The sequence below is a fragment of the Cellulosimicrobium sp. So1_17 genome (assembly GCF_055181235.1).
Genome location: NZ_CM143702.1, coordinates 1,460,117 through 1,486,522, shown reverse-complemented (window position 1 = coordinate 1,486,522; position 26,406 = coordinate 1,460,117). Strand labels below are relative to the sequence as shown.

At 74.5% G+C, this 26,406-nt stretch carries 23 protein-coding genes; 19 read left to right on the top strand and 4 right to left on the bottom strand.

The genetic code is table 11. The features are described 5' to 3' along the window. The 10 genes from ACZCLJ_RS06675 to ACZCLJ_RS06630 all read left to right on the top strand — a co-directional run bounded on the left by ACZCLJ_RS06675 (position 1) and on the right by ACZCLJ_RS06630 (position 13,196). Positions 1-1,041 carry an ABC transporter ATP-binding protein gene (locus tag ACZCLJ_RS06675; protein WP_463105878.1) on the top strand — a complete coding sequence of 347 codons (1,041 nt, stop codon included), beginning with the start codon at positions 1-3 and terminating at the stop codon, positions 1,039-1,041. After that, positions 1,038-1,769 (top strand): ABC transporter ATP-binding protein, encoded by a 732-nt coding sequence (locus ACZCLJ_RS06670; RefSeq protein WP_463105877.1) that lies wholly within the window; start codon positions 1,038-1,040, stop codon positions 1,767-1,769. The genes ACZCLJ_RS06675 and ACZCLJ_RS06670 overlap by 4 nt, the downstream gene beginning before the upstream one ends. 43 nt (positions 1,770-1,812) lie before the next feature. Further along, on the top strand, positions 1,813-3,558 hold the full coding sequence (locus ACZCLJ_RS06665) for a BCCT family transporter (protein WP_463105876.1): 1,746 nt from the start codon (positions 1,813-1,815) through the stop codon (positions 3,556-3,558). Positions 3,559-3,794: 236 nt separating this feature from the next. Continuing rightward, positions 3,795-5,705, top strand: coding sequence for a translational GTPase TypA (gene typA, locus ACZCLJ_RS06660; protein ID WP_251153238.1), 1,911 nt, complete (start codon positions 3,795-3,797; stop codon positions 5,703-5,705). Between the two features lie 8 nt (positions 5,706-5,713). Beyond that, positions 5,714-6,814 carry a PIG-L family deacetylase gene (locus tag ACZCLJ_RS06655; protein ID WP_463105875.1) on the top strand — a complete coding sequence of 367 codons (1,101 nt, stop codon included), beginning with the start codon at positions 5,714-5,716 and terminating at the stop codon, positions 6,812-6,814. Between the two features lie 9 nt (positions 6,815-6,823). Continuing rightward, positions 6,824-7,249 carry a DUF6113 family protein gene (locus tag ACZCLJ_RS06650; protein WP_251153240.1) on the top strand — a complete coding sequence of 142 codons (426 nt, stop codon included), beginning with the start codon at positions 6,824-6,826 and terminating at the stop codon, positions 7,247-7,249. An 89-nt stretch (positions 7,250-7,338) separates the two neighbouring features. Continuing rightward, positions 7,339-10,266, top strand: coding sequence for a VanW family protein (locus ACZCLJ_RS06645; protein ID WP_463105874.1), 2,928 nt, complete (start codon positions 7,339-7,341; stop codon positions 10,264-10,266). Positions 10,267-10,291: 25 nt separating this feature from the next. Next, a complete protein-coding gene (locus ACZCLJ_RS06640; RefSeq protein WP_463105873.1) occupies positions 10,292-11,257 on the top strand; it encodes a hypothetical protein in 966 nt (321 codons plus the stop codon). Beyond that, complete coding sequence (locus tag ACZCLJ_RS06635; protein ID WP_463105872.1) at positions 11,254-12,201, top strand: prephenate dehydratase; 948 nt, start codon at positions 11,254-11,256, stop codon at positions 12,199-12,201. The genes ACZCLJ_RS06640 and ACZCLJ_RS06635 overlap by 4 nt, the downstream gene beginning before the upstream one ends. After that, entirely contained in the window at positions 12,198-13,196 is a 999-nt protein-coding gene (locus ACZCLJ_RS06630) for a prephenate dehydrogenase (RefSeq protein ID WP_463105871.1), read from the top strand. The genes ACZCLJ_RS06635 and ACZCLJ_RS06630 overlap by 4 nt, the downstream gene beginning before the upstream one ends. A gap of 58 nt (positions 13,197-13,254) precedes the next feature. On the opposite strand, the gene ACZCLJ_RS06625 is transcribed toward ACZCLJ_RS06630, so the two are convergent. Beyond that, positions 13,255-13,578 (bottom strand): hypothetical protein, encoded by a 324-nt coding sequence (locus ACZCLJ_RS06625; RefSeq protein WP_463105870.1) that lies wholly within the window; start codon positions 13,576-13,578, stop codon positions 13,255-13,257. 174 nt (positions 13,579-13,752) lie between these two features. Here ACZCLJ_RS06625 and fdxA point away from each other — a divergent pair, with 174 nt between their 5' ends. The 3 genes from fdxA to ACZCLJ_RS06610 all read left to right on the top strand — a co-directional run bounded on the left by fdxA (position 13,753) and on the right by ACZCLJ_RS06610 (position 16,646). Beyond that, positions 13,753-14,070, top strand: a complete 318-nt coding sequence (fdxA, locus tag ACZCLJ_RS06620; protein WP_251153245.1) for a ferredoxin — start codon at positions 13,753-13,755, stop codon at positions 14,068-14,070. Between the two features lie 14 nt (positions 14,071-14,084). Further along, entirely contained in the window at positions 14,085-15,233 is a 1,149-nt protein-coding gene (gene dapC / locus ACZCLJ_RS06615) for a succinyldiaminopimelate transaminase (protein ID WP_463105869.1), read from the top strand. A 114-nt stretch (positions 15,234-15,347) separates the two neighbouring features. After that, positions 15,348-16,646, top strand: a complete 1,299-nt coding sequence (locus ACZCLJ_RS06610) for a citrate synthase (RefSeq protein WP_251153247.1) — start codon at positions 15,348-15,350, stop codon at positions 16,644-16,646. A 799-nt stretch (positions 16,647-17,445) separates the two neighbouring features. Here ACZCLJ_RS06610 and ACZCLJ_RS06605 read toward each other — a convergent pair. Both ACZCLJ_RS06605 and dapD read right to left on the bottom strand, forming a co-directional pair. Next, on the bottom strand, positions 17,446-18,411 hold the full coding sequence (locus ACZCLJ_RS06605; RefSeq protein ID WP_463105868.1) for a hypothetical protein: 966 nt from the start codon (positions 18,409-18,411) through the stop codon (positions 17,446-17,448). Positions 18,412-18,443: 32 nt separating this feature from the next. After that, complete coding sequence (dapD, locus tag ACZCLJ_RS06600) at positions 18,444-19,436, bottom strand: 2,3,4,5-tetrahydropyridine-2,6-dicarboxylate N-succinyltransferase (RefSeq protein WP_463105867.1); 993 nt, start codon at positions 19,434-19,436, stop codon at positions 18,444-18,446. 36 nt (positions 19,437-19,472) lie between these two features. On the opposite strand from dapD, the gene dapE reads away from it, so the two are divergent. The 6 genes from dapE to ACZCLJ_RS06570 all read left to right on the top strand — a co-directional run bounded on the left by dapE (position 19,473) and on the right by ACZCLJ_RS06570 (position 25,686). After that, the gene (gene dapE / locus ACZCLJ_RS06595; protein WP_463105866.1) at positions 19,473-20,624 is read left to right on the top strand and encodes a succinyl-diaminopimelate desuccinylase; all 1,152 of its coding nucleotides are present in this window, start codon (positions 19,473-19,475) and stop codon (positions 20,622-20,624) included. A 9-nt stretch (positions 20,625-20,633) separates the two neighbouring features. Beyond that, on the top strand, positions 20,634-21,500 hold the full coding sequence (locus tag ACZCLJ_RS06590) for an LOG family protein (protein ID WP_463105865.1): 867 nt from the start codon (positions 20,634-20,636) through the stop codon (positions 21,498-21,500). Continuing rightward, positions 21,497-22,435: a dihydropteroate synthase gene (folP, locus tag ACZCLJ_RS06585; protein WP_463106367.1), complete on the top strand. Its 939-nt coding sequence runs from the start codon at positions 21,497-21,499 to the stop codon at positions 22,433-22,435. The genes ACZCLJ_RS06590 and folP overlap by 4 nt, the downstream gene beginning before the upstream one ends. 2 nt (positions 22,436-22,437) lie before the next feature. After that, complete coding sequence (locus ACZCLJ_RS06580) at positions 22,438-23,676, top strand: hypothetical protein (protein ID WP_463105864.1); 1,239 nt, start codon at positions 22,438-22,440, stop codon at positions 23,674-23,676. Positions 23,677-23,847: 171 nt separating this feature from the next. Next, complete coding sequence (locus ACZCLJ_RS06575) at positions 23,848-24,015, top strand: DUF3117 domain-containing protein (RefSeq protein ID WP_069387794.1); 168 nt, start codon at positions 23,848-23,850, stop codon at positions 24,013-24,015. Then, positions 24,016-25,686, top strand: coding sequence for a leucyl aminopeptidase family protein (locus tag ACZCLJ_RS06570; protein ID WP_463105863.1), 1,671 nt, complete (start codon positions 24,016-24,018; stop codon positions 25,684-25,686). Positions 25,687-25,696: 10 nt separating this feature from the next. Here ACZCLJ_RS06570 and ACZCLJ_RS06565 read toward each other — a convergent pair whose 3' ends face one another. Next, on the bottom strand, positions 25,697-26,350 hold the full coding sequence (locus ACZCLJ_RS06565; RefSeq protein WP_251153360.1) for an O-methyltransferase: 654 nt from the start codon (positions 26,348-26,350) through the stop codon (positions 25,697-25,699). Between the last annotated feature and the right edge of the window lie 56 nt (positions 26,351-26,406).

Genomic DNA, 26,406 nt, shown 5'->3' with positions numbered 1-26,406 from the left:
ATGACGACCAGGACCGGACCCGAGGCCGCGGAGCTCGCGGCGAGGAGCGGCACGGGACCCGACGAGCGCTCGTCCGCCCGGGTGCCCGGGGCGGTGGCGGAGCCGGACATCCTGTGCCAGGACCTCGTGCGGATCTTCTCCGCCGACGGCGTCGAGGTGCAGGCGCTGCAGGGGCTGAACCTGCGGGTCGACCCGGGCGAGCTCGTCGCGATCGTCGGGGCGTCGGGGTCGGGCAAGTCGACGCTGCTGACGATCCTGTCGGGGCTCGACCGCCCGACCGGCGGCTCGGCCGTCGTCGCGGGCACCGACCTGCTGACCATGGGACGTCGCGAGCGCGTGCGCTACCAGCGGCACACGGTGGGGTTCGTCTGGCAGCAGACGAGCCGTAACCTCCTGCCCTACCTCAGCGCGGCCGAGAACGTGGCCGTCCCGCTGGCGCTCGCGGGCGACCTCGGCGCCCGGGAACGGCGTGCGCGGGTCGACGCGCTGCTCGAGCTCCTCGAGGTGGGTCACGTGCGCGACCGACGGCCCGACCAGATGTCCGGCGGGGAGCAGCAGCGCACGGCGCTCGCCGTCGCCGTCGCGAACGCGCCACGCGTCCTGCTCGCGGACGAGCCGACCGGCGAGCTCGACGAGGCGACGTCCGTCGAGGTGCTCGAGGCGATGCGCGGGGTCAACGCCGAGCTGGGCGTCACGACGCTCATCGTCACGCACGACCCGACGGTGTCGGACCACGTGCTGCGCACCGTGCAGATCCGGGACGGGCGCACGTCGACGGAGGTCCTGCGCCGTACGGAGGTCGACGAGCACGGGTCCGAGCGGCACGTCGCGGAGGAGTTCGCGGTGCTCGACCGCGTGGGCCGCCTCCAGCTCCCGCCGGACTTCGTCGCGAGCCTCGACCTGCGCGACCGGGTGCGGCTCGCCCTCGAGACGGACCACGTGGGGGTGTGGCCGGACGGCCGCGGCCGTCCGGTGACCGACGACGACGGGACGAGCGACGACCGCGGGGCGACGCCACCGCGCGAGGAGGGCGAGCGATGAGCGAGACGCAGGGTGCGACGCCGACCGGGTTCGCCGGGGAGCAGGGCGTCGTGCTGCGTGCCGAGGGCGTGGGTCGTGTGTTCGGGCACGGCACGACGGCGGTGCACGCCCTGACCGACGTCGGGCTCGTCGTGCACCCGGGGGAGCTGCTGGTCGTGCGCGGACCCTCGGGCTCCGGCAAGACGACGCTCCTCAACATCCTCGGCGGTCTCGACCGGCCGACGGCCGGGAGCGTGCACCTCGCGGGGGACCGCGAGCTGTCCACCATGCCCGAGCGGGACGTGCTCGAGGTCCGTCGCCGCGAGATCGGCTACGTGTTCCAGTCGTTCGGGCTCGTCCCGGTGCTCTCCGCGGCGGAGAACGTCGAGGTCCCGCTGCGGCTGCAGGGCGTGGACCCCCGCGAGCGCGGCGAGCGCGTCGCGCAGGCGCTCGCCCTGGTGGGGCTGGAGGGCCACGCGGCGCAGCGGCCGTACGAGCTGTCCGGCGGCCAGCAGCAGCGGGTCGGGATCGCCCGGGCGCTCGTCGCCGAGCCGCGGATCCTCGTGGCGGACGAGCCCACCGGGCAGCTCGACTCCGGGACCGCTGCGACGGTGATGGACCTGATCCGCGACGTCGTGCACGAGCGGGGCGTGGCCGCTGTCGTGTCGACGCACGACCCGATCCTCATGCAGCGCGCCGACCGCGTCGTCGAGCTCCACGACGGTCGCGTGGTGGAGCGGACCGCCTGATCTTCCGGTTGCCGTGCCGTCCCGGCACGGCAAGCCTGGTGGGATGGCCTCCAGCGACGGACAGACGCCCGACCGCCCCACCGACGACCGTCCGGCCCGCGGACGCCCGGCGGCGGGAGGCGACGTCCGCTCGGGCCGTCCCTTCCCTCCGGTCTTCTACCCGGCGGCCGGGGTGATCCTGCTCTTCGTCCTCGCCGCGGTGCTCTTCACGGACGCCGTCTCGGAGATCATGGAGACGCTCCAGCGCGACGTGATCGGGGTGTTCGGCTGGTACTACGTGCTCCTCGTCGCGGGCTTCGTCGTGTTCGCCCTGTGGATGGGCCTGAGCCGGTTCGGCGACATCGTGCTCGGCAAGGACGAGGACGAGCCGACGTTCCGGCTCCCCGTGTGGTTCGCGATGCTCTTCGCGACGGGCATGGGCATCGGGCTCGTGTACTGGGGCGTCGCCGAGCCGCTGACCCACTACGTGACGCCCAAGCCGGGCGTCGAGGGCAGCGACGCCATGCTCGCGCAGGCCGCGATGGGGCAGAGCTACCTGCACTGGGGGATCCACGCGTGGGCGATCTACGTCGTCGCAGGCCTCTCGCTGGCCTACGCGATCCACCGCAAGGGCCGCCCGGTGTCGATCCGCTGGGCGCTCGAGCCACTCCTCGGCGACCGCGTCAAGGGCTGGCTGGGCAACGTCATCGACGTGGTGGCGATCGTGGGGACGGTCTTCGGCGTCGCGACGTCGCTCGGGTTCGGCGTCCTGCAGATCTCGGCCGGTCTCGGCTACCTCGACGTGGTCCAGCCCAGCACGGCCCTGCAGATCGGGCTCATCGCGGCGATCACGGCGATCGCGACGCTCTCGGTCGTCTCAGGCCTGGGCAAGGGCATCAAGTGGCTGTCGAACGGGAACATGGTGCTCGCCGGCGCGCTGGCCGTCGTCGTCCTCGTGCTGGGGCCCACGCTCTTCCTCCTCCGGGAGTGGGTCCAGTCGCTCGGGTACTACCTGCAGAACATCGTGCGGCTGACGTTCGACACGACGGCGTTCCAGGGCGCTGCAGGGCTCGAGTGGCAGTCGTCGTGGACGATCTTCTACTGGGGCTGGTGGATCTCCTGGGCGCCGTTCGTCGGCGTCTTCATCGCGCGCATCTCGCGGGGCCGCTCGGTGCGGGAGTTCGTCCTCGGCACGCTGCTCGTCCCGACGATCGTGACCACGCTGTGGTTCTCGATCTTCGGCGGCTCCGCGCTCGAGCGCGAGCTCACGGAGCCGGGGAGCATGCTCGACGACGGCGCGGTGAACTCCGACACGGCGCTCTTCCAGCTCCTCGACGGGCTGCCGCTGTCGGCGGTCCTCTCGGTCGTCGCGATCGTGCTCATCGTCGTGTTCTTCGTGACGTCCTCCGACTCCGGCTCGCTCGTCGTGGACATGCTCGCCTCGGGGGGCAACCCGAACCCGCCGACCTGGAGCCGGATCTTCTGGGCGACCGTGTCCGGTCTCCTTGCGATCGCGCTCCTCCTGGCGGGAGGTCTGTCCGCGCTGCAGACCGCCGCGATCCTCATCGCCCTGCCGTTCTCCGTCGTGATGATCGGCATGGCGGTGTCCACGGTGCAGGCCCTGCGCGCCGAGCACGCCGCACTCCTGCGGGCGGAGCGCCGCGCCGCACGCGCCGCGCTCACCGAGCACGTGACGACGCGCGTCTCGGAGTCGATCTCGGAGCAGTGGGAGGAGCTCTACCCGGATCCGCCGGACCGCTGGACCCCGTTGCGCCGGCGCCCCGCTCGGCGCACCGACGACGGCTCGTAGGTCGTCGGCGGGCCGGCGGGCGGTGGCTCGCCGTGCGGCGCCGATGGCGTGTGGTGGGCGCCACGGCCGTGGACTGGGCATGTCCCTGTAGGATGGACGTCGCCCGGTCGACGGCGTTTCCTGCCGTGCCGGACGAGCGACCCGCTCGTCCGCGCAGCGGTGTCGCGGGGGTGTCTGTCCACGACAGGCGTCCGCGCTGCGTCGTCCCGCCCCTCCTCCTGAGATGAGTAACTGACATGTCTGTGCGCTCCGACCTGCGCAACGTCGCGATCGTCGCCCACGTCGACCACGGCAAGACGACCCTGGTCGACGCGATGCTGCGGCAGTCCGGCGCCTTCTCGGCGCACCAGCAGGTCGACGACCGCGTCATGGACTCCGGCGACCTCGAGCGGGAGAAGGGCATCACGATCCTCGCGAAGAACACCGCGGTCCGGTACGCCGGTCCCGCGGCGGCCGCGGTGGGCGAGCCCGAGGGCATCACGATCAACGTCATCGACACCCCGGGCCACGCCGACTTCGGCGGCGAGGTCGAGCGCGGCCTGTCCATGGTGGACGGCGTCGTGCTGCTCGTCGACGCGAGCGAGGGCCCGCTCCCGCAGACGCGCTTCGTGCTGCGCAAGGCGCTCGCCGCGAAGCTCCCGGTGATCATCGTCGTCAACAAGGTCGACCGCCCCGACTCGCGCATCACCGAGGTCGTCGCCGAGGCGACGGACCTGCTCCTCGGCCTCGCGAGCGACCTCGCCGACGAGGTGCCGGACCTCGACCTCGACGCGATCCTCGACGTCCCGGTCGTCTACGCGTCGGCGAAGGCCGGGCGCGCGTCGCTCGACCAGCCGCTCGACGGCCAGCTCCCCGCGAACGAGGACCTCGAGCCGCTCTTCTCGACGATCCTCGAGAAGATCCCCGCGCCGACGTTCGAGGAGGGCGCGCCGCTCCAGGCCCACGTCACGAACCTCGACGCGTCGCCGTTCCTCGGGCGCCTCGCGCTGCTGCGCGTCTTCAACGGGACCCTGCGCAAGGGCCAGGTCGTCGCGTGGGCGCGCCACGACGGCACGATGCAGAACGTCAAGATCACCGAGCTCCTCGAGACCAAGGCGCTCGACCGCGTGCCCACCGACTCCGCCGCTCCCGGCGACATCGTCGCCGTCGCGGGCATCGCCGACATCACGATCGGCGAGACGCTCACCGACCCCGACGACCCGCGCCCCCTGCCGCTCATCACGGTCGACGACCCGGCGATCTCGATGACCGTCGGGATCAACACGTCGCCGCTCGCGGGCAAGGGCGGCAAGGGCCACAAGGTCACCGCGCGCCAGGTCAAGGACCGCCTCGACTCGGAGCTCGTCGGCAACGTCTCGCTGCGCGTCCTGCCGACCGACCGCCCCGACGCCTGGGAGGTCCAGGGCCGCGGCGAGCTCGCGCTCGCGATCCTCGTCGAGCAGATGCGCCGCGAGGGCTTCGAGCTCACCGTCGGCAAGCCGCAGGTCGTCACGCGCACGATCGACGGCAAGACGCACGAGCCGATGGAGCGCATGACGATCGACGTCCCGGAGGAGTACCTCGGCGCCGTCACGCAGCTCATGGCGCAGCGCAAGGGCCGCATGGAGACCATGTCGAACCACGGCACCGGCTGGATCCGCATGGAGTTCATGGTCCCCGCGCGCGGGCTCATCGGGTTCCGCACGCGCTTCCTCACGGAGACGCGCGGCACCGGCATCGCGTCGTCCATCTCCGAGGGCTACGAGCCGTGGGCGGGCCCCATCGAGACCCGCACGACCGGCTCGCTCGTCGCGGACCGCGCCGGCAAGGTCACGCCGTTCGCCATGATCAACCTCCAGGAGCGCGGCTCGTTCTTCGTCGACCCCACGCAGGAGGTCTACGAGGGCATGATCGTCGGCGAGAACTCGCGCAACGAGGACATGGACGTGAACATCACCAAGGAGAAGAAGCTCACGAACATGCGGTCCTCGACGGCCGACAACTTCGAGAACCTCATCCCGCCGCGCCACCTCACGCTCGAGGAGTCGCTCGAGTTCGCGCGCGAGGACGAGTGCGTCGAGGTCACCCCCGAGGTCGTGCGCATCCGCAAGGTCCTGCTCGACCAGACCGAGCGCGCCCGCGCGACGTCGCGGGCCAAGCGCGCCTGACCCCTCGCGTGGTCGACCCCGTCGCCCGTCCCGCCGTCGTGCCCGCCGGCACCGTCCCGGTCGTGCCCGACGGCGGGCTGCTCGCCGTCCACGCGCACCCGGACGACGAGACGCTCGCGACCGGCGCGCTCCTCGCCACCTGGGCGGCGGCGGGGGAGCGCGTCACCGTCGTGACGTGCACGCGCGGTGAGCGCGGCGAGGTCATCGACACCGCGGCGCACCCGACGGGCGTGGGGCACCTCGAGGGTGACGGGCCGGCGCTCGCGGCCCACCGCGAGGGCGAGCTCGCCCGTGCGCTCGCCGCGCTGGGAGTCACCGACCACGCCTTCCTGGACACGGTGGCTCCGCTCGCGCCGGGTCCGGGCGCCGGCAGCGAGGTGCCGGACGGCGCCCCCGCGCCCCGGTACACCGACTCCGGCATGGCCTGGGCGGCCCCGGGCATCGCGCGCGCGACGGCGGAGGCCGAACTCCCCGAGGGAGCGTTCGTCGGCGTCCCGCTCGACGAGGCGGCGTCCCGCCTCGCCGCCGTGGTGCGGGCGCGGCGACCGGCCGTCGTCGTGACGTACGAGGCGGGCGGGGGCTACGGGCACCCGGACCACGTGCGCGCGCACGAGGTCACGGTCCGCGCGCTCGAGCTCCTCGCCGCCGCGGGCGAGGAGACCCCCGAGCTCTGGACCGCCGTCGTGCCCGCCGCGCTGCTGCGGTCCGCGCGGCGTGCGCTCGACGCGCGGCCCGAGGTCCGGACGCTGCTCGACCGCGTCGACGGGCTCACCCTGCCCGACCCGGCCGCGCCCCTCCCGTCCGTCGCCCTGCCCGAGGAGCCTCCCGGTCCCGGCGAGCCGCGCGCGCGTGGCGACGGGCCTTCGGTCCTTGCGCTCCGCTCCGTCCCGGTCGTGCCGGTCCTCGCCGCGGTGCTCGGCGCCCTGCGCGCGCACGCGACGCAGGTGCAGCACGTCGGGGCGGCGTCGTCGGGTCCGACGGACGTACCGCTCGCCGGCTGGTACGCCCTGAGCAACGACGTGCTCGCGCCCCTGCCTTCACACGAGTTCTACGCCGCCTCCCGCGCCGCTCTCCCGGGTCCTCGGGATTCCGGCGCGCGCGGACAGTAGCCTCTCCCTGTGGAAACCAGCACCGGACGTCTCGTGGGTCGTGGGGCGGCGTGCGCGCTGATCGGGGCGATCGTCGCTCTCGTCGGCACGGTCGCGCACCGCGCACCCGTCGTCGACCTGCCGGCGCTGCACCTCGGGCTCGTCCTCGCGCTCCTGGCCGTCCTCGCGGCGGGCGTGCTCTCGCGAGCCTGGGGCGGCTACGCCGGCCTTCTCGGCTACGGGATCGGCTGGGTCGTCGTCGTGCAGCTCCTCTCGCTCTCGGGGCCGGGGGGTGACGTCCTCGTCCCCAGCCAGGTCGTCGGGTACGTCTGGATCTACGGCGGACTGCTGGTCGTCGCGCTCGCCGCGTTCCTCCCGCGCTCGTGGTTCAGCGAGCGGCCCGTCCGGGTCGCGCTCCACGAGCGTCAGGTCGGGCAGAGCGGACATCAGGTGTAGATCCGCCCCGATAGAATCCCCGGTGCGGGCCACCGCACCCCTCGTCGTCATGCGCGCCTCGGCGCGCCCTCGCGTCACGGAGACAGTGGATGGGTCAGCCGACCGATCGAGACGAAGTTCTCGGCACGCCTCAGGACTCCTCACCGGTACCCCCGGCGGGCGAGCCGTCGACCCCCGCCGACCCGGCGGTGGACGGCACTCCCGATGCTCCGGCCGACGCGGCCGGACGGGACACCCAGGCGCCGGCGGAGACCGACGACGCCCCGACGGAGGACGCCCAGGTCGCCCCGCAGCCCCACGAGGACGCGGAGACCGGGGACGTGTCCGGGGAGAGCCCGGTCGAGAGCGTGCACGACGGCGCGCCGGCCGTGACCGCCGAGGAGGGCCAGGCCACGCCGACGTCGGACGGCGAGGAGCCGGGCGTCGACGCACCCGGGACGCCGGGCGACGGGGCAGCCGAGGACCCGGACGACGACACGCCCTACGTGCCGCTCGTCTTCGCCTTCGACCCCGACGTCTCTGCCGTCGTCCGCTCCGCCGACGAGGGCGCGGACCCCGAGCGACCCGTCGCCGGGAGCACCGGGCCGGAGGAGACGGTCGACGCACCTGCGAGCGCCGCGGAGCCGAGCCCCTCGGTCGAGCCGACCGCACCTGCCGAGCCGACCGCACCTGCCGAGCCGACGCCGACCGCGCCGGCCCCCGCCGCAGCGTCTACGGTCGGTGTGAGCGAGACCGAGCCGGGCGTGGCCGTTCCCGTCGTCGGCTCGGGCACGTCTACGGAGGCACAGCCCGAGAACGCCGAGCCGGGGCTCCGCGAGACCGTCCCGGCGACGCCTGCGCCTGCTGCGGCCGCCTCTGCGGAGTCCGCTCCTGCCGACCCCGGTCCGGCTGAGACCGCGCCGACCGAGACCGCGCCGACCGAGACCGCGCCGACCGAGACCGCGCCGGCCGACATCGCACCGGCCGAGACCGCGCCGACCGACATCGCACCGGCCGAGACCGCGCCGGCCGAGACCGTGCCGGCCGAGGAGGCAGCCGCCGGCGAGGTGGCGCCGACCGACGCCGCGCCGTCGGACACCGAGGTCCTGGACCGGGTTGTCGCCCCGGTCGCCGCCGTCCCCGTCGCCGCCGTCCCGGCCGCCGCTCCGGAGCGGACCGAGGTCATCCCCGCCGTCGCGCCGTGGGAGCGGCCCGCCCCGGTGCGCGTCTCCGCCCGGTCGGCCGCCACACCCGCCGCCGCGCACGCTGCGCCGGCCGAGCCTGTCGCAGCCACCGCGGTCGGTGCGTTCCCACCGGTCCCGCCCGACGAGGAGCGCGTGACGTCGCCGTTCGACGGCTTCGACGAGGACGGCCCGCGCCGAGGGTGGGTCCGGGGCCTGATGTGGACCGGGATCGGCGTGCTCGTGCTCGGCGGCCTGTACACCGGCGCCCAGTGGTACTTCTCGGACAAGGTCCCGAGCGGCACGACCGTCGCCGGGGTGGACGTCGGCGGGAAGACGCGGACCGCGGCTCAGGACGAGCTCGAGGCCGCTCTCGGCCCGCGCGCCGCGGAGCCCGTGACGCTCGTGGCCGGGGACGCCACGACGACGCTCGACCCCGCGGCCTCCGGGCTCGCGTTCGACGCCGCGGCGACGGCGGAGGAGCTCACCGCGTTCTCGATGAACCCCGTGCGCCTGTGGGAGCACCTGGTCGGGGGCGAGGCGAAGCCGCCGGTCGTGACGGTCGACGAGGCCGCGCTCGACGCGCAGGTCGAGGCGCTGCGCGGCGGTCTCGACGTCGCGCCGGTCGACGGGACCGTCCAGTTCGTCGACGGCGCCCCGACCGCCACCCCGGCCACCGACGGCGCGTCCGTCGTCATGGACTCCGCGGTGGACGCGATCGCGTCCGGCTGGCTCGTCACCGACGGCCCGATCGAGCTCGCGACGGAGCCGGTCGCTCCGGAGATCACCCAGGAGGAGACGGACGCGGCGCTCGCCGAGGCGCAGAAGGTCGTCTCCGCCCCGGTCGTCGTGACCGTGGGCGACCAGTCGCCCGAGCTGCCCGCGGAGACGCTCGCCGCGACCGCGTCCTACGCGGCCGCCGACGGCGCGCTCGCCCTGACGTTCGACGGCACCGCGCTCGTGCAGGCGGTCGTCGACCGCACGAACGACCTGCTCACCGTCCCGGACGACGCGCACTTCGTCTTCTCGAACGGGGTCCCGGTCATCGAGGGCGGTGCGCCGGGCACGACCATCGACCCGGCGGCCATCGCGACCGCGGTCACGACCGCCGCGACCGGCGACGACCGGACCGCTCCGGTGGAGCTCGTCGAGAGCGATCCCGCGCAGTCCGTCGCCGCGCTCGAGGCGCTCGGGGTCAAGGAGAAGGTCTCGGAGTTCTCGACGCCGCTGACGAGCGAGCCCGTGCGCACGGAGAACCTGCGCGTCGGGGCGAGCAAGGTCAACGGCACGCTCGTCCTGCCCGGGGAGACGTTCTCCCTCACCGAGGCTCTGTCCCCGATCACGGCCGCCGGCGGCTACCGCTCGGCCGGCATCGTGCAGGACGGCAAGCACATCGAGGGTGTCGGTGGCGGCCTGTCGCAGATGGCGACGACGACCTACAACGCGGGCTTCTTCGCCGGTCTCGAGGACGTCGAGCACCGTCAGCACAGCTACTGGTTCACGCGCTACCCGGCGGGCCGCGAGGCGACGATCTTCGTCGGGTCGCTCGACATGCGGTTCAAGAACGACACCCCCTACGGCGTGCTCATGCAGTCGTGGGTCGGCGGCGGCGAGCTGCACGTCGCGATCTGGAGCACGAAGCACTTCGAGGTCGAGACCACGGCGAGCCAGAAGTCGAACGTCGTCCAGCCGACGACCGTGACCCACACGGGCGCCGACTGCGTGCCGCAGGCGGCGGGCAACCCCGGGTTCTCGATCACGAACTACCGCAAGGTCTACCTGGACGGCGAGCTCGTCAAGGACGAGGCGGACCGGTGGACCTACAAGCCGGACAACCAGGTGGTCTGCGCTCCCTGAGCGCACCACCGGACGAGGAGTGCGCATGCTCGGACGCAGCGAACGGGAGTCGGGACCGCAGGCGCTGCTCGCCGCGACGGCGGCGGGCTGGGGTGCGGACGGCGACGACAGCGGGCGCTCGGAGCCCGACGCGCTGCTCGACCTCGGCTCGACGACCGCGACCCTGTCGACCGTCGCGAGCATCGACGGGCTGTCCGCGGTCGTGCACCTCGGGCACCCTGCGCAGCCGTCGCACGAGCTCGAGCGCGCCCTGCTCGCGGCGCCGCCCTCTCTCGTCCTCTCGGCGGCGGTGGCCGTGCCCGCCCAGTGGGTGTGGGTCGGCCGGTCGGCGAGCGCGCAGGACGCCTCGGGGCCGGTCGTGGTCGACGAGGCGGGGATGCGCGACCGGCGCCACGTGCTGCGGACGATGGGCATGAGCCCTCGGCTCGTCCCGACGCGCACGTCGCTCGAGGAGCGGGTCGCCCTGGCAGGGTCCGACGGCACGCTCGTCGTCGAGCGCTCCGTCGCCACGTCGGCGCTCGCGCCGCTCGGGTTCGGCGAGCTTCCCGGGAGCGAGGCGCTGTCCCAGGGCGCGCCCGTCTGGTACGGACTGCTCGAGTCGCGCGAGTCGGCGCCGCGCGCCGCGCGCGCGGCCCAGGTCTGGCTCGCCTTCGGCCCGCGCGACGACCACCGCGGGTCGTTGCAGCAGACCCTCGGCCTCGTCGCGGACGCCGGGATCGACCTGCAGCACGTGCGCAGCCACCGCTCGCAGGCCGGGCCGCACATCTTCTTCTCCGCGTTCTCCTGCCCGGACGCCGACGTCCTCGACCGGCTCCTGGAGGACTTCGACGACCGCGGCGTCGCGCACCGGCTCCTCGCCGTGCTCCCGGGTCAGGAGTTCGTCCCCGGGCCGGACGCCCTGGCGCCGCGCTGGTCGGCCGTCGGACCCCTGTCGCGGCCGGCCGACGCGCCGGCGGCAGAGCCCGATCTGCCCCACCTGCGGCCGGCGTGAGCGGCGTCGGCTACCTCGGGCCGCAGGGGTCGTTCACGCACCAGGCGGCCGCGGGCTGGGGACGTGACCACGCCGACGACGCGCCGCTCGTCGCCCGCGGTTCGGTCGCCGACGTCTTCACCGCGGTGGCGGACGGGGCCGACGCGCGCGGCGTCGTCGCGATCGAGAACACGGTCGAGGGCTACGTCGTCCCGTCGCTCGACGCGATCGTGGGCAGCGCCACGGTGGTCGCGGTGGACGAGGTCGTGCTCGACATCTCGTTCGACGCGTTCGTCCGCCCCGACCACGGCGCGCTGACGGAGGTGAGCGCGCACCCGCACGGGCTCGCCCAGTGCCAGGAGTTCGTGGTCCGCGAGGGTCTGCGCGCGGTGCCCGCGGCGTCGAACGCGGCGGCGTGCCGTGACGCGGGGGAGCACCAGGTCGCGCTCGGCCCGAGCATCTGCGGAGAGCTCTACGGACTGGACACGTACGCGCGCGCCGTCGAGGACTTCGCCGGCGCCCGCACGCGCTTCCTCGTGCTCGCGCAGCGCTCCGCCGCGCGCGACGTGCTGGCGAGCACGCGCGCGGGGCACGACGGCGCGTGGCGGACCATGCTCGCCGTGACGCCGGTCGTCACCGGCCCGGGCGTGCTCGCCCGGATCACCCGGTCGTTCGGCGCCCGGGGCGTGAACCTGTCCAGCCTCATCACCCGCCCGCTCAAGGCGGTGGCCGGGACCTACGTCTTCGTGCTCACCGTCGACGGCGGACCGTGGGACGCGCCCGTGCGCGCTGTCCTCGAGGACCTGCTCGCCGCGGGTGACTCGCTCAAGACGCTGGGCGTCGTGCCCGCGCGCGGCGAGCTGGACGAGTCCGTCCACGCCGACGTCGACGCGGCGCACGTCCCGGTCGGGAGCGTCGGTGCCGGTTCGTCGGCGGCAGCGGTCGAGAGCGGGCTGCTGTGGTGACCGGCCGGGCTCCCGAGGACACGACACGACCGGGTTCGGTCGCGGTCGCCGGCCTGGGGCTCGTGGGCGGGTCGCTCGCGCGTCTCCTCCACGCGCGCGGCATCGAGGTCACCGGCTTCGACACGACGGCGTCGACGCGCGCGGCCGCTCGTGCGGAGGGCTTGCGCGTCGTGGACGACGTCGCGGAGCTGTGCGACCAGGAGCCGGACGTCCTCGTCCTCGCGGTTCCGCTGCGGGCGATGCGCGCCGTGACGACGGAGATCGCGCGGCACGTGCGGGGCGCGACGGTTGTCACGGACGTGGGCAGCGTCAAGGGCGCGGTGCGCGACGCGGTCCGGGCAGCGGGCCTCGAGGCGCGCTACGTGGGTGCGCATCCCATGGCGGGCACGGAGCACTCCGGGTTCGACGCGTCGGACCCCGACCTGCTCGACGGCGCGTCCTGGGCGATGACGGTCGACCCGACGACACGCGCCGACGCGTTCGCGGCGGTGCTGCGGCTCGTCACCGGCCCCCTGGGCGGCACGGTGCACGTCGTGACCGACGACGTGCACGACGAGTCGACCGCCCTGATCAGCCACGTGCCGCACGTCCTCGCGACGGAGCTGCTCGGCGTCGTCGCCGACGCCCCCGTGCGCGACGTCGCCCTCGGCCTGGCGGCCGGCAGCTTCCGGGACGCGACGCGCGTGGGCCGTACGGACCCGCGTCGCACCGAGGCGATGGTGACCGAGAACGCGGCCTGGGTCGCGTCCGCGCTCCGGGTGGTGGTGCGCGACCTCGAGCTCCTCGTGCGCGCGCTCGAGTCGAACGCGCCCGTCGGGGAGTTCTTCGACCGCCCAGACCCGGTGCGCGCGCTCCTCGCGGAGTACGACATGGCGTCGACGCCGGAGCACGTGGTGCTCGACGAGGCGGGGGACTGGCGCGACCGCCTCACCGCGCTCGGGGCGCAGGGGCGCGTGGCCGTCGGCGTGCAGGACGGCGGTGTCGTCGTCCGCTGAGGCGACGGATCCTGGCGCACCGGTGCGTCGGCGTCGGGCCCGCGCGTCGCCCGCGTGCTCAGGCCGGACGCCGCGGTGGACGCGGCGGCACGACCTTCCCCGCCACGATCTCGTCGAGCGGGACCACGACGAGGGGAGGGCCGGCATCGGCCGGTCCGTGGCCGCGGTGGGGCGGCCGGCCGCCGCCGGCGTCCTCGCGCAGCGTGAGGGCCGCGTCGTCGCTGCCCACCACGACGCCGATGACGTCCGTCAGGGCCTTGTCGCTCGCGGCTGCCTCCGCCGCACCCAGGCGGCGGCGGACGACGACCCGGGTGCCTGCCGGCCACGTGCGCCAGGGCGCTGCGCCCGGCGCGTCGTCCGGTCGGCCCTGTTCGTGGGTCATGTCACGTCCGTCCACTGGCTGGTCCCCGGTGGCTCACCACCGCCCGACCTGAGCGATACTAGACGTGCTTGCCCTCCGTGACCGCGCGCGGTCGCCGCCGGGGGCACGTGCCCCCACGTGACCCGGCACCTCTCGCCGCGCCAGGTCCGAACGCCGCCAGAAAGGTTCCCGGTCGTGACATACGTGATCGCCCAGCCGTGCGTCGACGTCAAGGACAAGGCGTGCATCGAGGAATGTCCCGTGGACTGCATCTACGAGGGCAAGCGGTCGCTGTACATCCACCCGGACGAGTGCGTCGACTGCGGTGCGTGCGAGCCGGTCTGCCCGGTCGAGGCCATCTACTACGAGGACGACGTCCCCACCGAGTGGAGCGACTACTACCGCGCGAACGTCGAGTTCTTCGACGACCTCGGCTCGCCCGGCGGTGCCGCGAAGATGGGTCTCGTCGAGAAGGACGACCCGATGATCGCGGCCCTCCCGCCGCAGGCCTGACCGGCCGGCGGGACATGGGCTTCGCCGACCTCACCGGCCTCGCCTACCCCTGGGACACGCTCGCCCCCTACGTCGAGCGGGCGAGGGCCCACCCGCGCGGCCTCGTCGACCTGTCGATCGGCACGCCGGTCGACCCGACGCCGACGGTCGTGCGCGACGCGCTCGCCGCGGCGTCCGACGCGCACGGGTACCCGACGACGCACGGCACGCCCGTGCTGCGCGAGGCCGTGGCCGCGTGGTTCGCGCGCCGGCGCGGGGTCGCCGACCTCGACCCGGACGCGGTCCTGCCCACGGTCGGCAGCAAGGAGCTCGTCGGCCTCCTGCCGTCGCTCCTGCGCCTCGGCCCGGGAGACGTCGTCGTGCACCCCGAGACGGCCTACCCGACCTACGACGTCGGCGCGCGGCTCGCCGGCGCGACGCCACTCGCGACCGACGACGTCGGCGCGTGGGCGGGGCGTCGCGACGTCCGCCTCGTGTGGGTCAACTCCCCGAGCAACCCCACCGGGCGCGTGCTCGACGCAGCCCACCTCGCACGCGTCGTCGCCGCGGCCCGGGAGATCGGCGCGGTCGTGGCGAGCGACGAGTGCTACGCCGAGCTCGCGTGGGCCGAGCCGTACGCGACCGACGGCGTCCCGAGCCTGCTCGACCCCGCGGTGAGCGGCGGGTCCCACGACGGGCTGCTCGTCACGTACTCCCTGTCCAAGCAGTCGAACGTCGCCGGGTACCGCGCCGCGTTCGTGGCGGGCGACGCCCGGCTCGTCGCCGACCTGCTCGCCACGCGCAAGCACCTGGGCATGATCGTGCCCGCTCCGGTGCAGGCGGCCATGGTCGCGGCACTGACCGACGACGCCCACGTCGCGGCGCAGCGCGAGGTCTACGCGCGGCGTCGGGAGGTCCTGCTCGCTGCGCTGCGCGGCTCGGGGCTCGACGTCGACCACTCCGAGGCGGGCCTGTACCTCTGGTCCCGCCCGGCGTCCGGCGGGGACGAGGCCGTGGACTGCTGGCAGACCGTGTCCGCGCTCGCCGACCTCGGCATACTGGTCGGACCGGGGTCGTTCTACGGCGACGCAGGCGGCGGGCACGTCCGCGTCGCCCTCACGGCGAGCGACGAACGGGTCCACGAGGCTGCTGCGCGACTCTCCGGAGCCCGCTCGTTGGTGTGATCCGCCTCACTCTCGGGTGGGGATCTCGTGACGGTTCAGGATTGGTCACGTGCGGGTGATGCGGGGTACGGTCGACCGCGCGGCAACGGCGCGAGCAGCAGCAGGAAGGGAACCATGACCACCACACAGCAGGCGACGGTCCGCCTCCTCGTCGACGACCAGGCGCAGGACCTCCCTGTGGTCGCGGCGTCCGAGGGCAACGACGGCATCGTCGTGTCCTCCTTGCTGAAGTCCACGGGTCTCGTCACGGTGGACCCCGGCTTCATGAACACGGCGTCGTGCGAGTCGAGCGTCACGTACATCGACGGCGACGCCGGCATCCTGCGCTACCGCGGCTACCCCATCGAGCAGCTCGCCGAGCAGTCGAGCTTCCTCGAGGTCGCGTACCTCCTCATCCACGGCGAGCTGCCCGACACGCCGACCCTCGACGCGTTCGTCGAGCGCGTCAACCGGCACACCCTCGTGCACGAGGACTTCCGCACCTTCATGGGCACGTTCCCGCGGAACGCCCACCCGATGGCCGTGCTCTCCTCCGCCATCAACGCGCTGTCGACGTTCTACCCCGAGTCCCTCGACCCGTTCGACGACGAGACGGTCGAGCTCGCCACGGTCCTGCTCCTCGCGAAGACGCGCACCATCACGTCCTACCTGCACCGCCGCCGCGTCGGCGAGCCGCTGCTGTACCCGGACTACTCGCGCGGCTACGTCGACGACTTCCTGCGCATGACGTTCGCGACGCCCTACCAGCAGTACGAGGCCGACCCGGTCGTCGTCGACGCGCTCGACAAGCTGCTCATCCTCCACGCCGACCACGAGCAGAACTGCTCGACGTCGACCGTGCGCGTCGTCGGCTCGTCGCACGCCAACCTCTACGCGTCCGTCGCTGCGGGCGTCAACGCCCTCTCCGGCCCGCTGCACGGCGGCGCCAACGAGGCCGTCCTGTCGATGCTCGACAAGATCGCCAGCGCGGAGTACGACGTCGACACCTTCATGAAGAAGGTGAAGAACAAGGAGGACGGCGTCCGGCTCATGGGCTTCGGGCACCGCGTCTACAAGAACTACGACCCGCGCGCCGCGATCGTCAAGAAGTCCGCCGACGCCGTGCTGTCGACCCTCGGCAAGAAGGACCAGCTCCTCGACATCGCGATGCGCCTCGAGGAGATCGCCCTCCAGGACGACTACTTCGTCGAGCGCAAGCTCTACCCGAACGTCGACTTCTACACCGGCCTCATCTACAAGGCCATGGGCTTCTCGCCGGCCATGTTCACGCCGCTCTTCGCGCTCGGCCGCATGCCCGGCTGGATCGCGCAGTGGCGCGAGATGATGAAGGACCCCCAGACGAAGATCGGCCGCCCGCGCCAGGTCTACGTCGGCGCCACCGAGCGGGACTACGTCCCCGTCGCCGACCGCTGAGGTCCACGGTCTCCGCGCCGCGTCTCACCCTCGGGTGAGGCGCGGCGTTCGTGCGTCGTGGCTCGGTCGGGGTCGTGTCGGGTGTCGTGGTCGCGTCCGGGACGGGGTGGGGTGTGCCGCGCCGGTCTACCATCCGCAGGCTCGTCCCTCGCCTGCTCCCGCCAGACCCACCACGACCGGCGCCGCACACCCCACCCCCTCCCTCGTCCGGTCCGGCACCGTCCGTCATCGTCCGGCACCGCCCGGTCCGGCATCGTCCGGCACCGCCCGGTCCGGCATCGTCCGGTCCGTCACCCGTCCGGCGCGTCACCCGTCCGGTGTCTCACCCCTCCGGTCGTCGCCTCGTCGCCCGTCCGGCGCGTCACCCGTCCGGTGTCTCACCCCTCCGGTCGTCGCCTCGTCGCCCCGGCAGGTCGCGCCCGCTGCGGCTGTCTCAGCGCTGCTCCCGCGGGGTCGCCCTCCGGTGCCGGTCCGGCGTCACCGCACCGTCCCGCACGTTCGCGCGTCCGCCGGTCCGTCGCCTCGTCCCGCACGTTCGCGCGTCCGCCGGTCCGTCGCCTCGTCCCCGGGAGGCGTTTCGGTCGCCCAGTGTTCTCGACAGCGGGTCCTCGTCCGGCCGCGTACCGGGGTGAGGTGGCCCGGGAGGGAGCGAGGGGTGCGCGCGCGGTCGTGGTGGGTCTGGCGGGAGCGCGCGAGGGACGAGCGCGCGGATGGTAGACCGCGCGCGCACCCCTCGGTCCCGACTCCCAGCCCGACGCGGCCGACCAGCCCGACGCGACGGTCGAGCACACGCAGCAGCTCAGGCGGGGTCGGGCGTCGCGACGGAGAGGCGGACGGTGCCCGGGGTGGGCGGTGCGGCGTCGTCGGGCGCGACCGTGGTCCAGGTGGGGTCGGCGCGGGTCCAGCGGCGGTCGGCGACCTCGACGGTCTCGACGTTGGTCGCGTCCGCCGACGCGACGGCCCACTGGGCGACGGCCCAGGCGGCGCGCTCCGGACCGCCGTCACCGGCCGCCGTCGGGAGGGACGTGGCGTCGATGACGACGGTTCCCGCCGCGCCGTCCACGGGGGAGACGGGAAGGGGGCCGAGGTCGCGGGTGACGCGGTCGGTGAGGAGGGCGGCGGGGTCGCTGCCGGCCGCGGGGACCTCGCTGTCCGCGACGGCGGCGAGGTCGCACGTGAGGGTCGCGGGGGAGAAGCCCGTGAGGGCGGACGCCCACGCGCGCGAGCGGGGCTCGTGCTGGGCGTACGCGTCGGGGAAGCCGGAGCGCTGCACGGCCTGGGCCGCGACGGTGACCTCCATGTCCTCGTAGCCCTCGATCGTCGCGAGGACGTCGTAGAAGGCGTTCGTCGAGTAGACGGGGTCCATGATCTGCTCGACGCTGCCCCAGCCCTGCGACGGGCGCTGCTGGAAGAGCCCGATCGAGTCCCGGTCTCCGTAGTCGATGTTCACGAGGCGCGACTCCTGGAGCGCCGTGGCGATCCCGATGGTCCCGGCGCGCGCGGGGAACCCGCGGCGCAGGGCCGTCGCGGTGACGAGCGCGGCGTTGTCGGCCTGCACGTTCGACAGGTACCAGGTGCGGCCGTCGGCGGTGGCGGCGCAGCGCTCGGCGACGGGCGTGTCGTCGTCGAGGCGGTTGAGCGCGACGACGACCCCGCCGACCGCGACCGCGGTCACCGTGAGGAGCGTGACCGCGGCGCGCAGCGGGCGCCGACGCCGCCCGGCCCGCGCCGGGGGCAGGTTCCGTGCGGTGCGGGGCGGGGACATCGTCGTCGGCTCGTCGGTCCGTCGGGCAGGGATCAGTTGGCGTGCAGCGCCGCGTTGAGCTCGACGCCCGTCCCGGTGCGCGACACCGCCTCGACGCCCCCTGTGAGCGAGTTACGGCGGAACAGCAGGCCGGAGCTGCCGGCGAGCTCGCGCGCCTTGACCACGAGCGGCGCGCCCGTGTCGTCGGTCCGCCCGACGACCGTGACCTTCGTGCCCGCGGTGACGTACAGCCCGGACTCGACGACGCAGTCGTCCCCGAGCGGGATGCCGAGCCCCGCGTTCGCGCCGAGCAGCGAGCGGCGGCCGACGGAGATCACCTCGCGCCCGCCGCCGGACAGCGTGCCCATGATCGACGCGCCGCCTCCGACGTCGGACCCGTCACCCACCACGACGCCCGCGGAGATGCGACCCTCGACCATCGACGTGCCGAGCGTGCCGGCGTTGAAGTTGACGAAGCCCTCGTGCATGACGGTCGTGCCCGGCGCGAGGTGCGCGCCGAGCCGGACGCGGTCGGCGTCGGCGATGCGCACGCCGGACGGGACGACGTAGTCGACCATGCGGGGGAACTTGTCGACGCCGAGGACCGTCACGGAGAGGCCCGCCGCGCGCAGGCGCAGGCGCGTCTCCTCGAAGTCGGTGGTGGAGCACGGCCCGTGGTTCGTCCAGACGACGTTGGCGAGGACCCCGAAGATCCCGTCGAGCGCGAGCCCGTGCGGCTCGACGAGGCGGTGGGACAGCAGGTGCAGGCGCAGGTAGGCGTCGGCGGTGTCGGCGGGCGGGACGTCGAGGTCGATCGACGTGCGCACGACGACGACCTCGACGCGGCGGACCTCGTCCCGCTCTGCGAGCGCCTCCACCGACGCGGGCACGCTCGCGTCCTCGGGAGCCGTGCCGAGCACGGGCGAGGGGTACCAGACGTCGAGCACGGTGCCGTCGTCGGCGACGGTCGCGAGGCCGAGGCCCCACGCCGCGCGCGTTCCGGGGGCGGCCGCGGCCGGGGAGGTCGCAGGGGTCGCAGAAGTCATGCGGACCAGCCTATCCGCCGCCGGTAGGGTGCTGGGGTGACCTCTCCCACGGCCTCCGACGAGGCGAGCCGGGCGACCGGCGTGCCTCCCGTGCTCGACCTCACCGGGGACCTCCTCGCCCTCTTCCGCGCCGTGTGCGACACACCGTCGGTGAGCGGTGACGAGCAGACCCTCGCCGACGCGGTCGAGGTCGCGCTGCGCGCGTTCGCGCACCTCGAGGTGACCCGGGACGGGGACACGGTCGTGGCGCGCACGGCTCTCGGGCGCGAGCGCCGTGTCGTGATCGCCGGGCACCTGGACACGGTCCCTCTCACCGTTCCGCCGAACCTGCCGACGCGTCTCGTCGGCGAGGGCGACGCCGCGGAGGTCTGGGGTCGAGGCACGGTCGACATGAAGGGTGGGGTGGCGGTGCAGCTCGCGCTCGCCGCCGAGCTCGTGGATCCCACGCAGGACGTCACGTGGATCTTCTACGACAACGAGGAGGTCGCGGCCGAGCTGAACGGGCTCGGGCGTCTCGTCCGCAACCGTCCCGACCTGGTAGCGGGCGACTTCGCGATCCTGGGCGAGCCCACGTCCGCGGGGCTGGAGGGCGGCTGCAACGGCACGCTGCGCGCCGACGTCCGCGTCCCCGGCGTGACCGCGCACTCGGCGCGCGCGTGGACGGGCTCCAACGCGATCCACGCCGCGCACGAGGTGCTCGACCGGCTCGCCGCGTACGTGCCGGCGGAGGTCGAGGTCGACGGGCTCGTCTACCGCGAAGGCCTCAACGCCGTCGGCATCCGTGGCGGCATCGCGGGGAACGTCGTGCCGGACGAGTGCGTCGTGACGGTCAACTACCGCTTCGCGCCGTCGCGCACGGTCGACGACGCCGCGCGCCACGTAGTGGACCTGTTCACCGGGTTCGAGGTCACGGTGACCGACGCGGCACCGGGCGCACGTCCGGGTCTCGACGACCCCCTCGCCGCCGACTTCGCGGCGAAGGTGCTCGCCGTGACCGGCGGGGCGCCCGGTCCCAAGTACGGGTGGACCGACGTCGCGCGGTTCGCCGAGCTCGGCGTCCCGGCCGTCAACTTCGGTCCTGGCGACCCCCTGCTCGCCCACAAGGACGACGAGCGGTGCCCGGTCGGGCAGCTCGCGCTGTGCCGTGACGCGTTGCGCGCATGGCTGACGGGCGACGACGCGGCATAGGCTCGTCGCATGAGCGACGACACGGGTACGGACGGACGCGCCGCGAGGCGTGAGGACGGGTCCGACGAGGGCATGCCGCAGCGCGGCACGGGGTACCGCAAGGGCCCGGTCCTCCTGCGCGGTGACCAGATCCCGCAGCAGACGACGGACCAGCGCCTGCTCGACTCGAGCCAGAGCGCGGACTGGGTGCACTCGGACCCGTGGCGCGTGATGCGGATCCAGAGCGAGTTCGTCGAGGGCTTCGGCGCGCTCGCGGAGCTCGGTCCGGCCGTCTCCGTCTTCGGCTCCGCACGGACCAGGCCGGACCACCCGGACTACGCCCTCGCCGAGGACGTCGGACGGCGACTGGTCGCCGAGGGGTTCGCCGTCATCACCGGCGGCGGTCCGGGGATCATGGAGGCGGCGAACAAGGGCGCCTACGAGGCCGGTGGCACGTCGGTCGGTCTCGGCATCGAGCTGCCGTTCGAGCAAGGGATGAACCCCTACGTGAACCTCGGCGTGAACTTCCGCTACTTCTTCGCGCGCAAGACCATGTTCGTGAAGTACGCGCGGGGCTTCGTCGTGCTCCCGGGCGGGTTCGGCACGTTCGACGAGCTGTTCGAGGCGCTGACGCTCGTCCAGACGCACAAGATCACCGAGTTCCCGCTCGCTCTGGTCGGCTCGGACTACTGGGGCGGCCTGCTCGAGTGGGCGCGCTCCGCCGTCGTCGACCGCGGCATGATCAGCGCCCAGGACGTCGACCTGCTCCACGTGTGCGACGACCCCGCCGAGGCCGTGGCCTACGTGTGCGAGCGCGGCGCGCAGCTGCGCGCCGAGGAGTTCGAGGCGGCCGCGGAGCTCGAGGCCGCACAGCTGCGCGCCGCCGACGCCGGCTGACCGGCGTGGGCGCGGACCTGCCCCCGCTCGGGGTCCCGCCGCGGGGCACCACGCTCGTCCTGCGCGGGCGTGAGCTCGGACGCCCCGCGGTGATGGCGATCGTCAACCGCACCGACGACTCGTTCTGGGCGGGGGCCCGCCAGCTCGACGACGACGCCGCGCTCGCGGCCGTCGCGCGCGCGGCCGAGGAGGGCGCGGACCTCCTCGACGTGGGCGGGGTGCGCGCCGGCGTCGGGCCCGAGGTGACCACCGCGGAGGAGATCCGGCGCGTCGTGCCGTTCGTCGCCCGGGTGCGCGAGGAGTTCCCGGACCTGCTCGTCAGCGTCGACACGTGGCGCGCCGAGGTCGCCCACGAGGCGGCGCTCGCGGGCGCCGACCTCGTCAACGACACGTGGGCCGGTCACGACCCGCACCTCGTCGAGGTCGCGGGCGCGCACGGGATCGGGGTCGTGTGCTCGCACACGGGCGGCGCGACGCCGCGGACCGACCCGTACCGCGTGGCCTACCCGGCCCTGCCCGGCGCGACCGACGACCGGGACGGCGTCGTGCAGGACGTCGTGGCGACGCTGCGGGCAGCGGCCGAGCGGGCCGTGGCGTGCGGCGTCCCGCGAGCCTCCGTGCTCGTCGACCCCACGCACGACTTCGGCAAGAACACGTGGCACTCGCTGCACCTGCTGCGGCGTACCGAGGTGCTCGCCGGGCTCGGGTTCCCCCTCCTCATGGCGCTGTCGCGCAAGGATTTCGTCGGCGAGACCCTCGACCTGCCGCCCGACGAGCGCCTCGAGGGGACCCTCGCCGCGACCGCCGTCGCGGCGTGGCTCGGCGCCCGGGTGTTCCGCGCGCACGACGTCGCGGCGACGCGCCGCGTGCTCGACCTCGTCGCGGCCGTGCGCGACGAGGCCCCGCCCGCGAGGGCGCTGCGAGGGCTCGTGTGACCGTGGCCTCCGACGAGCCCTCCGGGGTCGCGGGCCGGTCGGTGCGGCCGTCGCGCCCCGCCGGCCGCGCCCTGCAGCCGCGCACGTGGCCGTGGTGGGCCCAGGCCCTCGCCGTGTACGCCCTCGCGCGCGCACTGAGCGCGGTGGTCCTCGTCGTCGTCTCCCGCGCGCAGGAGGAGAACCTCTGGACCGACGCGGCGCCGTCGTACCTGGCCTACGTGGGCCGGATGTGGGACGCGAGCTGGTACGAGCAGATCTACGCGTCGGGCTACCCCGCCGTCCTGCCCGTGGGCGAGGACGGCGCGGTCGAGCAGAACGCGTGGGCCTTCTTCCCGCTCTTCCCGGCGCTCGTGCGCGGCCTCGACGCCGTCACCGGGGCCGGGTGGGACGTCCTGGCGCCGACGCTCGCGCTCGCCTGCGGGGCGGGGGCCGTCGTCGTGATCCACCGGCTCGTCGCGACGGCGGGCGCGGCGGCCGTCGAGCGGCGGCCCGGCCTGCCGCTCGCGACCGTGCTGCTCGTGAGCGTCTTCCCGTCGAGCCCGGTGCTCCAGGTCGCCTACACGGAGTCGCTCGCCCTCCTGCTGGTCGCAGCCTCCCTGCTGCTCGTCGCGCGCCGCCGGTACGGGTGGGCTGCGCTCGTGATCCTGCTCCTCGGGCTCACGCGCGCCGTCGCGCTCCCCATGGCGGCGGTGGTGGTCTGGCACGCGTTCGTCAGGTGGCGCCGTGGTGACCTGCGGGGGCCCGACGTCGCGCGCCTCGGCGCCCTCCTCGCCGTCGCCCTGGGCAGCGGGCTGCTGTGGCCGTGGGTGTGCGGCCTGGTCACGGGCACGCACCAGGGGTACTTCCGGACGCAGGAGGCGTGGCGCGGCGGCGCGGACGTCGTCCCGTTCGTGCCGTGGGTCGACGTGTCGCGCTGGTTGTTCGACGGCACCGGACCGTGGGTCCTCGGACTGCTGCTCGTCGTGGTGGCCGCCCTGGTGCTCAACCCTGTCGCGGCGCGGCTCGGCCCCGAGATGCACGCGTGGGCCGGTGCCTACCTCGCCTATCTCGTCGCGACGGTCCAGCCGGGGACCTCGCTCGTGCGCTTCCTCCTCCTCGCGTTCCCGCTCGGCGCGGTCACCGCCGGCTGGACCCGCTCGCGCGCGTGGCTCACGGCGGTCTGCCTCGTGCTCGTCGCCGGTCAGGCGTGGTGGGTCTGGGAGCTGTGGCGGCTCGTCCCGCCGTCGGGCTGGCCGCCGTGACGCCCGGGACCTGGGCCGGGGTGAACTAGACTGTGCTGCGGGCGTCGTCGGAGGTCGGACGCGCGTCCGGGGTGCGCGGTGGTGCACGCCCGGGCGTCGGTCGGGCCCTGATGGGCGCCCCTCCCCGCGCACGCGGGGTGGACCCGGGACTACGGAAATGGAGAGCCACCAATGGCTGCGATGAAGCCGCGGACGGGTGACGGCCCGCTGGAGGTCACCAAGGAAGGGCGAGGCATCGTCATGCGCGTCCCGCTCGAGGGTGGTGGGCGGCTCGTCGTGGAGCTCAACGCGACCGAGGCCAGCGAGCTCGGCGACGCGCTCCAGGCCGTGGTGGGCTGATTGGCGGCTCGTGACCGCGCCGTGACGGGGGCGCCCGGCATCCCGCGCCCGCTGCCCGACGTGGTGGCGGCCCGGGGGACCGTGCGCGAGTCCCCGCTCCTGGTGGACGACGACGTCGCGGCGCTCGTCGTCGCCGTCGCTCCCGCCCGGGAGCCGGGGGACGGTCTCCAGCCCCGCGCCGGTACCGTCGACGCCGCGGTGCGGTACGGCGTCGACCTCGCGGAGCTGGCCGAGCGCTCCGGCGGTCCCTCGTTCGAGGGGCGGCCCGGCGACGTCGTGCGCGTCGACCTGCCGCGCGCCCACGTGGGGTCGCCCGGGAGACTGCCGTGGGCCGGGCTGCCGACGCGGCTCGTCCTCCTGGGCGTCGGGTCCGGGGACGCTGCCGCACTGCGGCGGGCCGGCGCTGCGCTCGCCCGCTCGGTCCGCGGGCTCGAACGCGTCGTGAGCGCCGTGACGTCCGAGGCGGACCCGGACGAGGTGCGCGCTTTCGTCGAGGGCTACCTGCTCGCGGCCTACCGGCAGCAGCGCCGCTCCGGCTCGGCAGCCGTCCGGCCGTCGGCGCGGACCCCGGCGCAGGAGCCCACCGGGCGACGCGGTGCCGAGACGCCGGCCGAGCAGCTCGTGCTCCTCACCGCGGAGTCGAGCCACGACCCGGAGCCGGCGATCGAGGCCGCCCGACGGGCCGCGCGCGCCACCTGGCTCGCCCGGGACCTGGCGAACACGCCCTCGGACCTGAAGGACCCCGCCTGGCTCGCGGAGCAGGCCCGCTCGATCGCGGAGGAGCACGGCCTGGACGTCCGCGTCCGCGGAGCGGACGAGCTCGCGACCGAGGGCTTCGGGGCGATCCTCGCCGTCGGCGCCGGCTCGGCGCGCGAGCCACGGCTCGTGACGGTCACCTACGACCCGCGCGACCACGGAACGGTCGCGGACGGCACGGGCTCGCCCCGCCACGTCGTGGTCGTCGGCAAGGGGATCACGTACGACACCGGCGGCCTGTCGATCAAGCCGCGCGAGGCGATGGTGCCGATGAAGACCGACATGGCCGGCGCAGCGGTGGCGCTCGCCGTCGTGATCGGCGCCGCGGAGACGCGGTCCGCGCACCGTGTGACGGCGGTGCTCCCTCTCGCGGAGAACCACGTCGGCGCGGCCTCGTACCGGCCCGGTGACGTGCTGCGCACCTGGTCGGGGCGCACGGTCGAGGTCGCGAACACGGACGCCGAGGGGCGTCTCGTCCTCGCGGACGCGCTCGGCTACGCGCTCGCCGAGCTCGCGCCGGACGTGCTCGTCGACGTCGCGACGCTCACCGGTGCCGCGAGCCTCGGCCTCGGGCGGGGGCACGGCGCGCTCTACGCGACCGACGACGCGCTCGCCGGGGCGATCGAGGACGCCGCGGTCGTCACCGGGGAGCGCGTGTGGCGCATGCCCCTGGTGGAGGACTACACGCAGGCCCTGCTGTCCGAGGTGGCGGACCTGCGCCACGTCCCCCTCGAGAGCCCTGGGGGAGGGTCGATCACGGCCGCGCTGTTCCTGCGCGAGTTCGTCGGGGACGTGCCGTGGGCGCACCTCGACATCGCGGGACCGGCCCGGGCGACGTCCGACCGCCACGAGGTCACCGAGGGCGCCACGGGCTACGGCGCGCGACTGCTCCTGGCGGCGCTGGACCGGCTCTGACGGGTGGTCCTCAGCGGCGCACGGCGAGCAGCAGGCCGTCGCCGCTCGGCAGGAGCGCCGGGAGCACGCGGTCGTCGGCGCGCAGCGAGCGCCCGACCTCGCGCACGATCGTGGTGACCTCGTCGCGTCGCGCCGGGTCGGCGACGCGGTCGTGCGAGAGTGCGCCGTCCACGGCCAGCACCCCGCCCGGGCGCAGGAGCCGCAGACCCTGCTCGACGAACTCGGGATAGCTGTGCTTGTCGGCCCCGACGAGGACGAGGTCGTACGCGCCGTCGGTGAGGCGGGGCAGGACGTCGCTCGCCCGGCCGGGGATCGTCCGGGTGCGCGCCGGCGGCAGCCCTTCCTCGGCGAAGGCCTCCTTCGCCGCACGCTGGTGCTCGACCTCGACGTCGATCGTGGTGAGGACGCCGTCCGCGGGCATGCCGCGCAGCAGCCAGAGCGACGCGACGCCCGTGCCCGTGCCGATCTCCACCACGGAGCGTGCGCCGAGCGCCGCGGCGAGGACGCGCAGGACCGCGCCGGCGCCGGGCAGGATGGCCGGGCAGCCGAGCTCGGCGGCGCGGTCGCGGGCGCGCAGGAGGACCTCGTCCTCGGGGACGAAGTCCTCGCTGTACACCCAGCTGGCCGCCTTGGCGCTGCGGTTGGTGCCGACGTCGTTGCTGATCGAAGCCTCCGCGTGCTCGGGCCCTGACTTCCCTCGCACCCGACGGGCGCGGGATG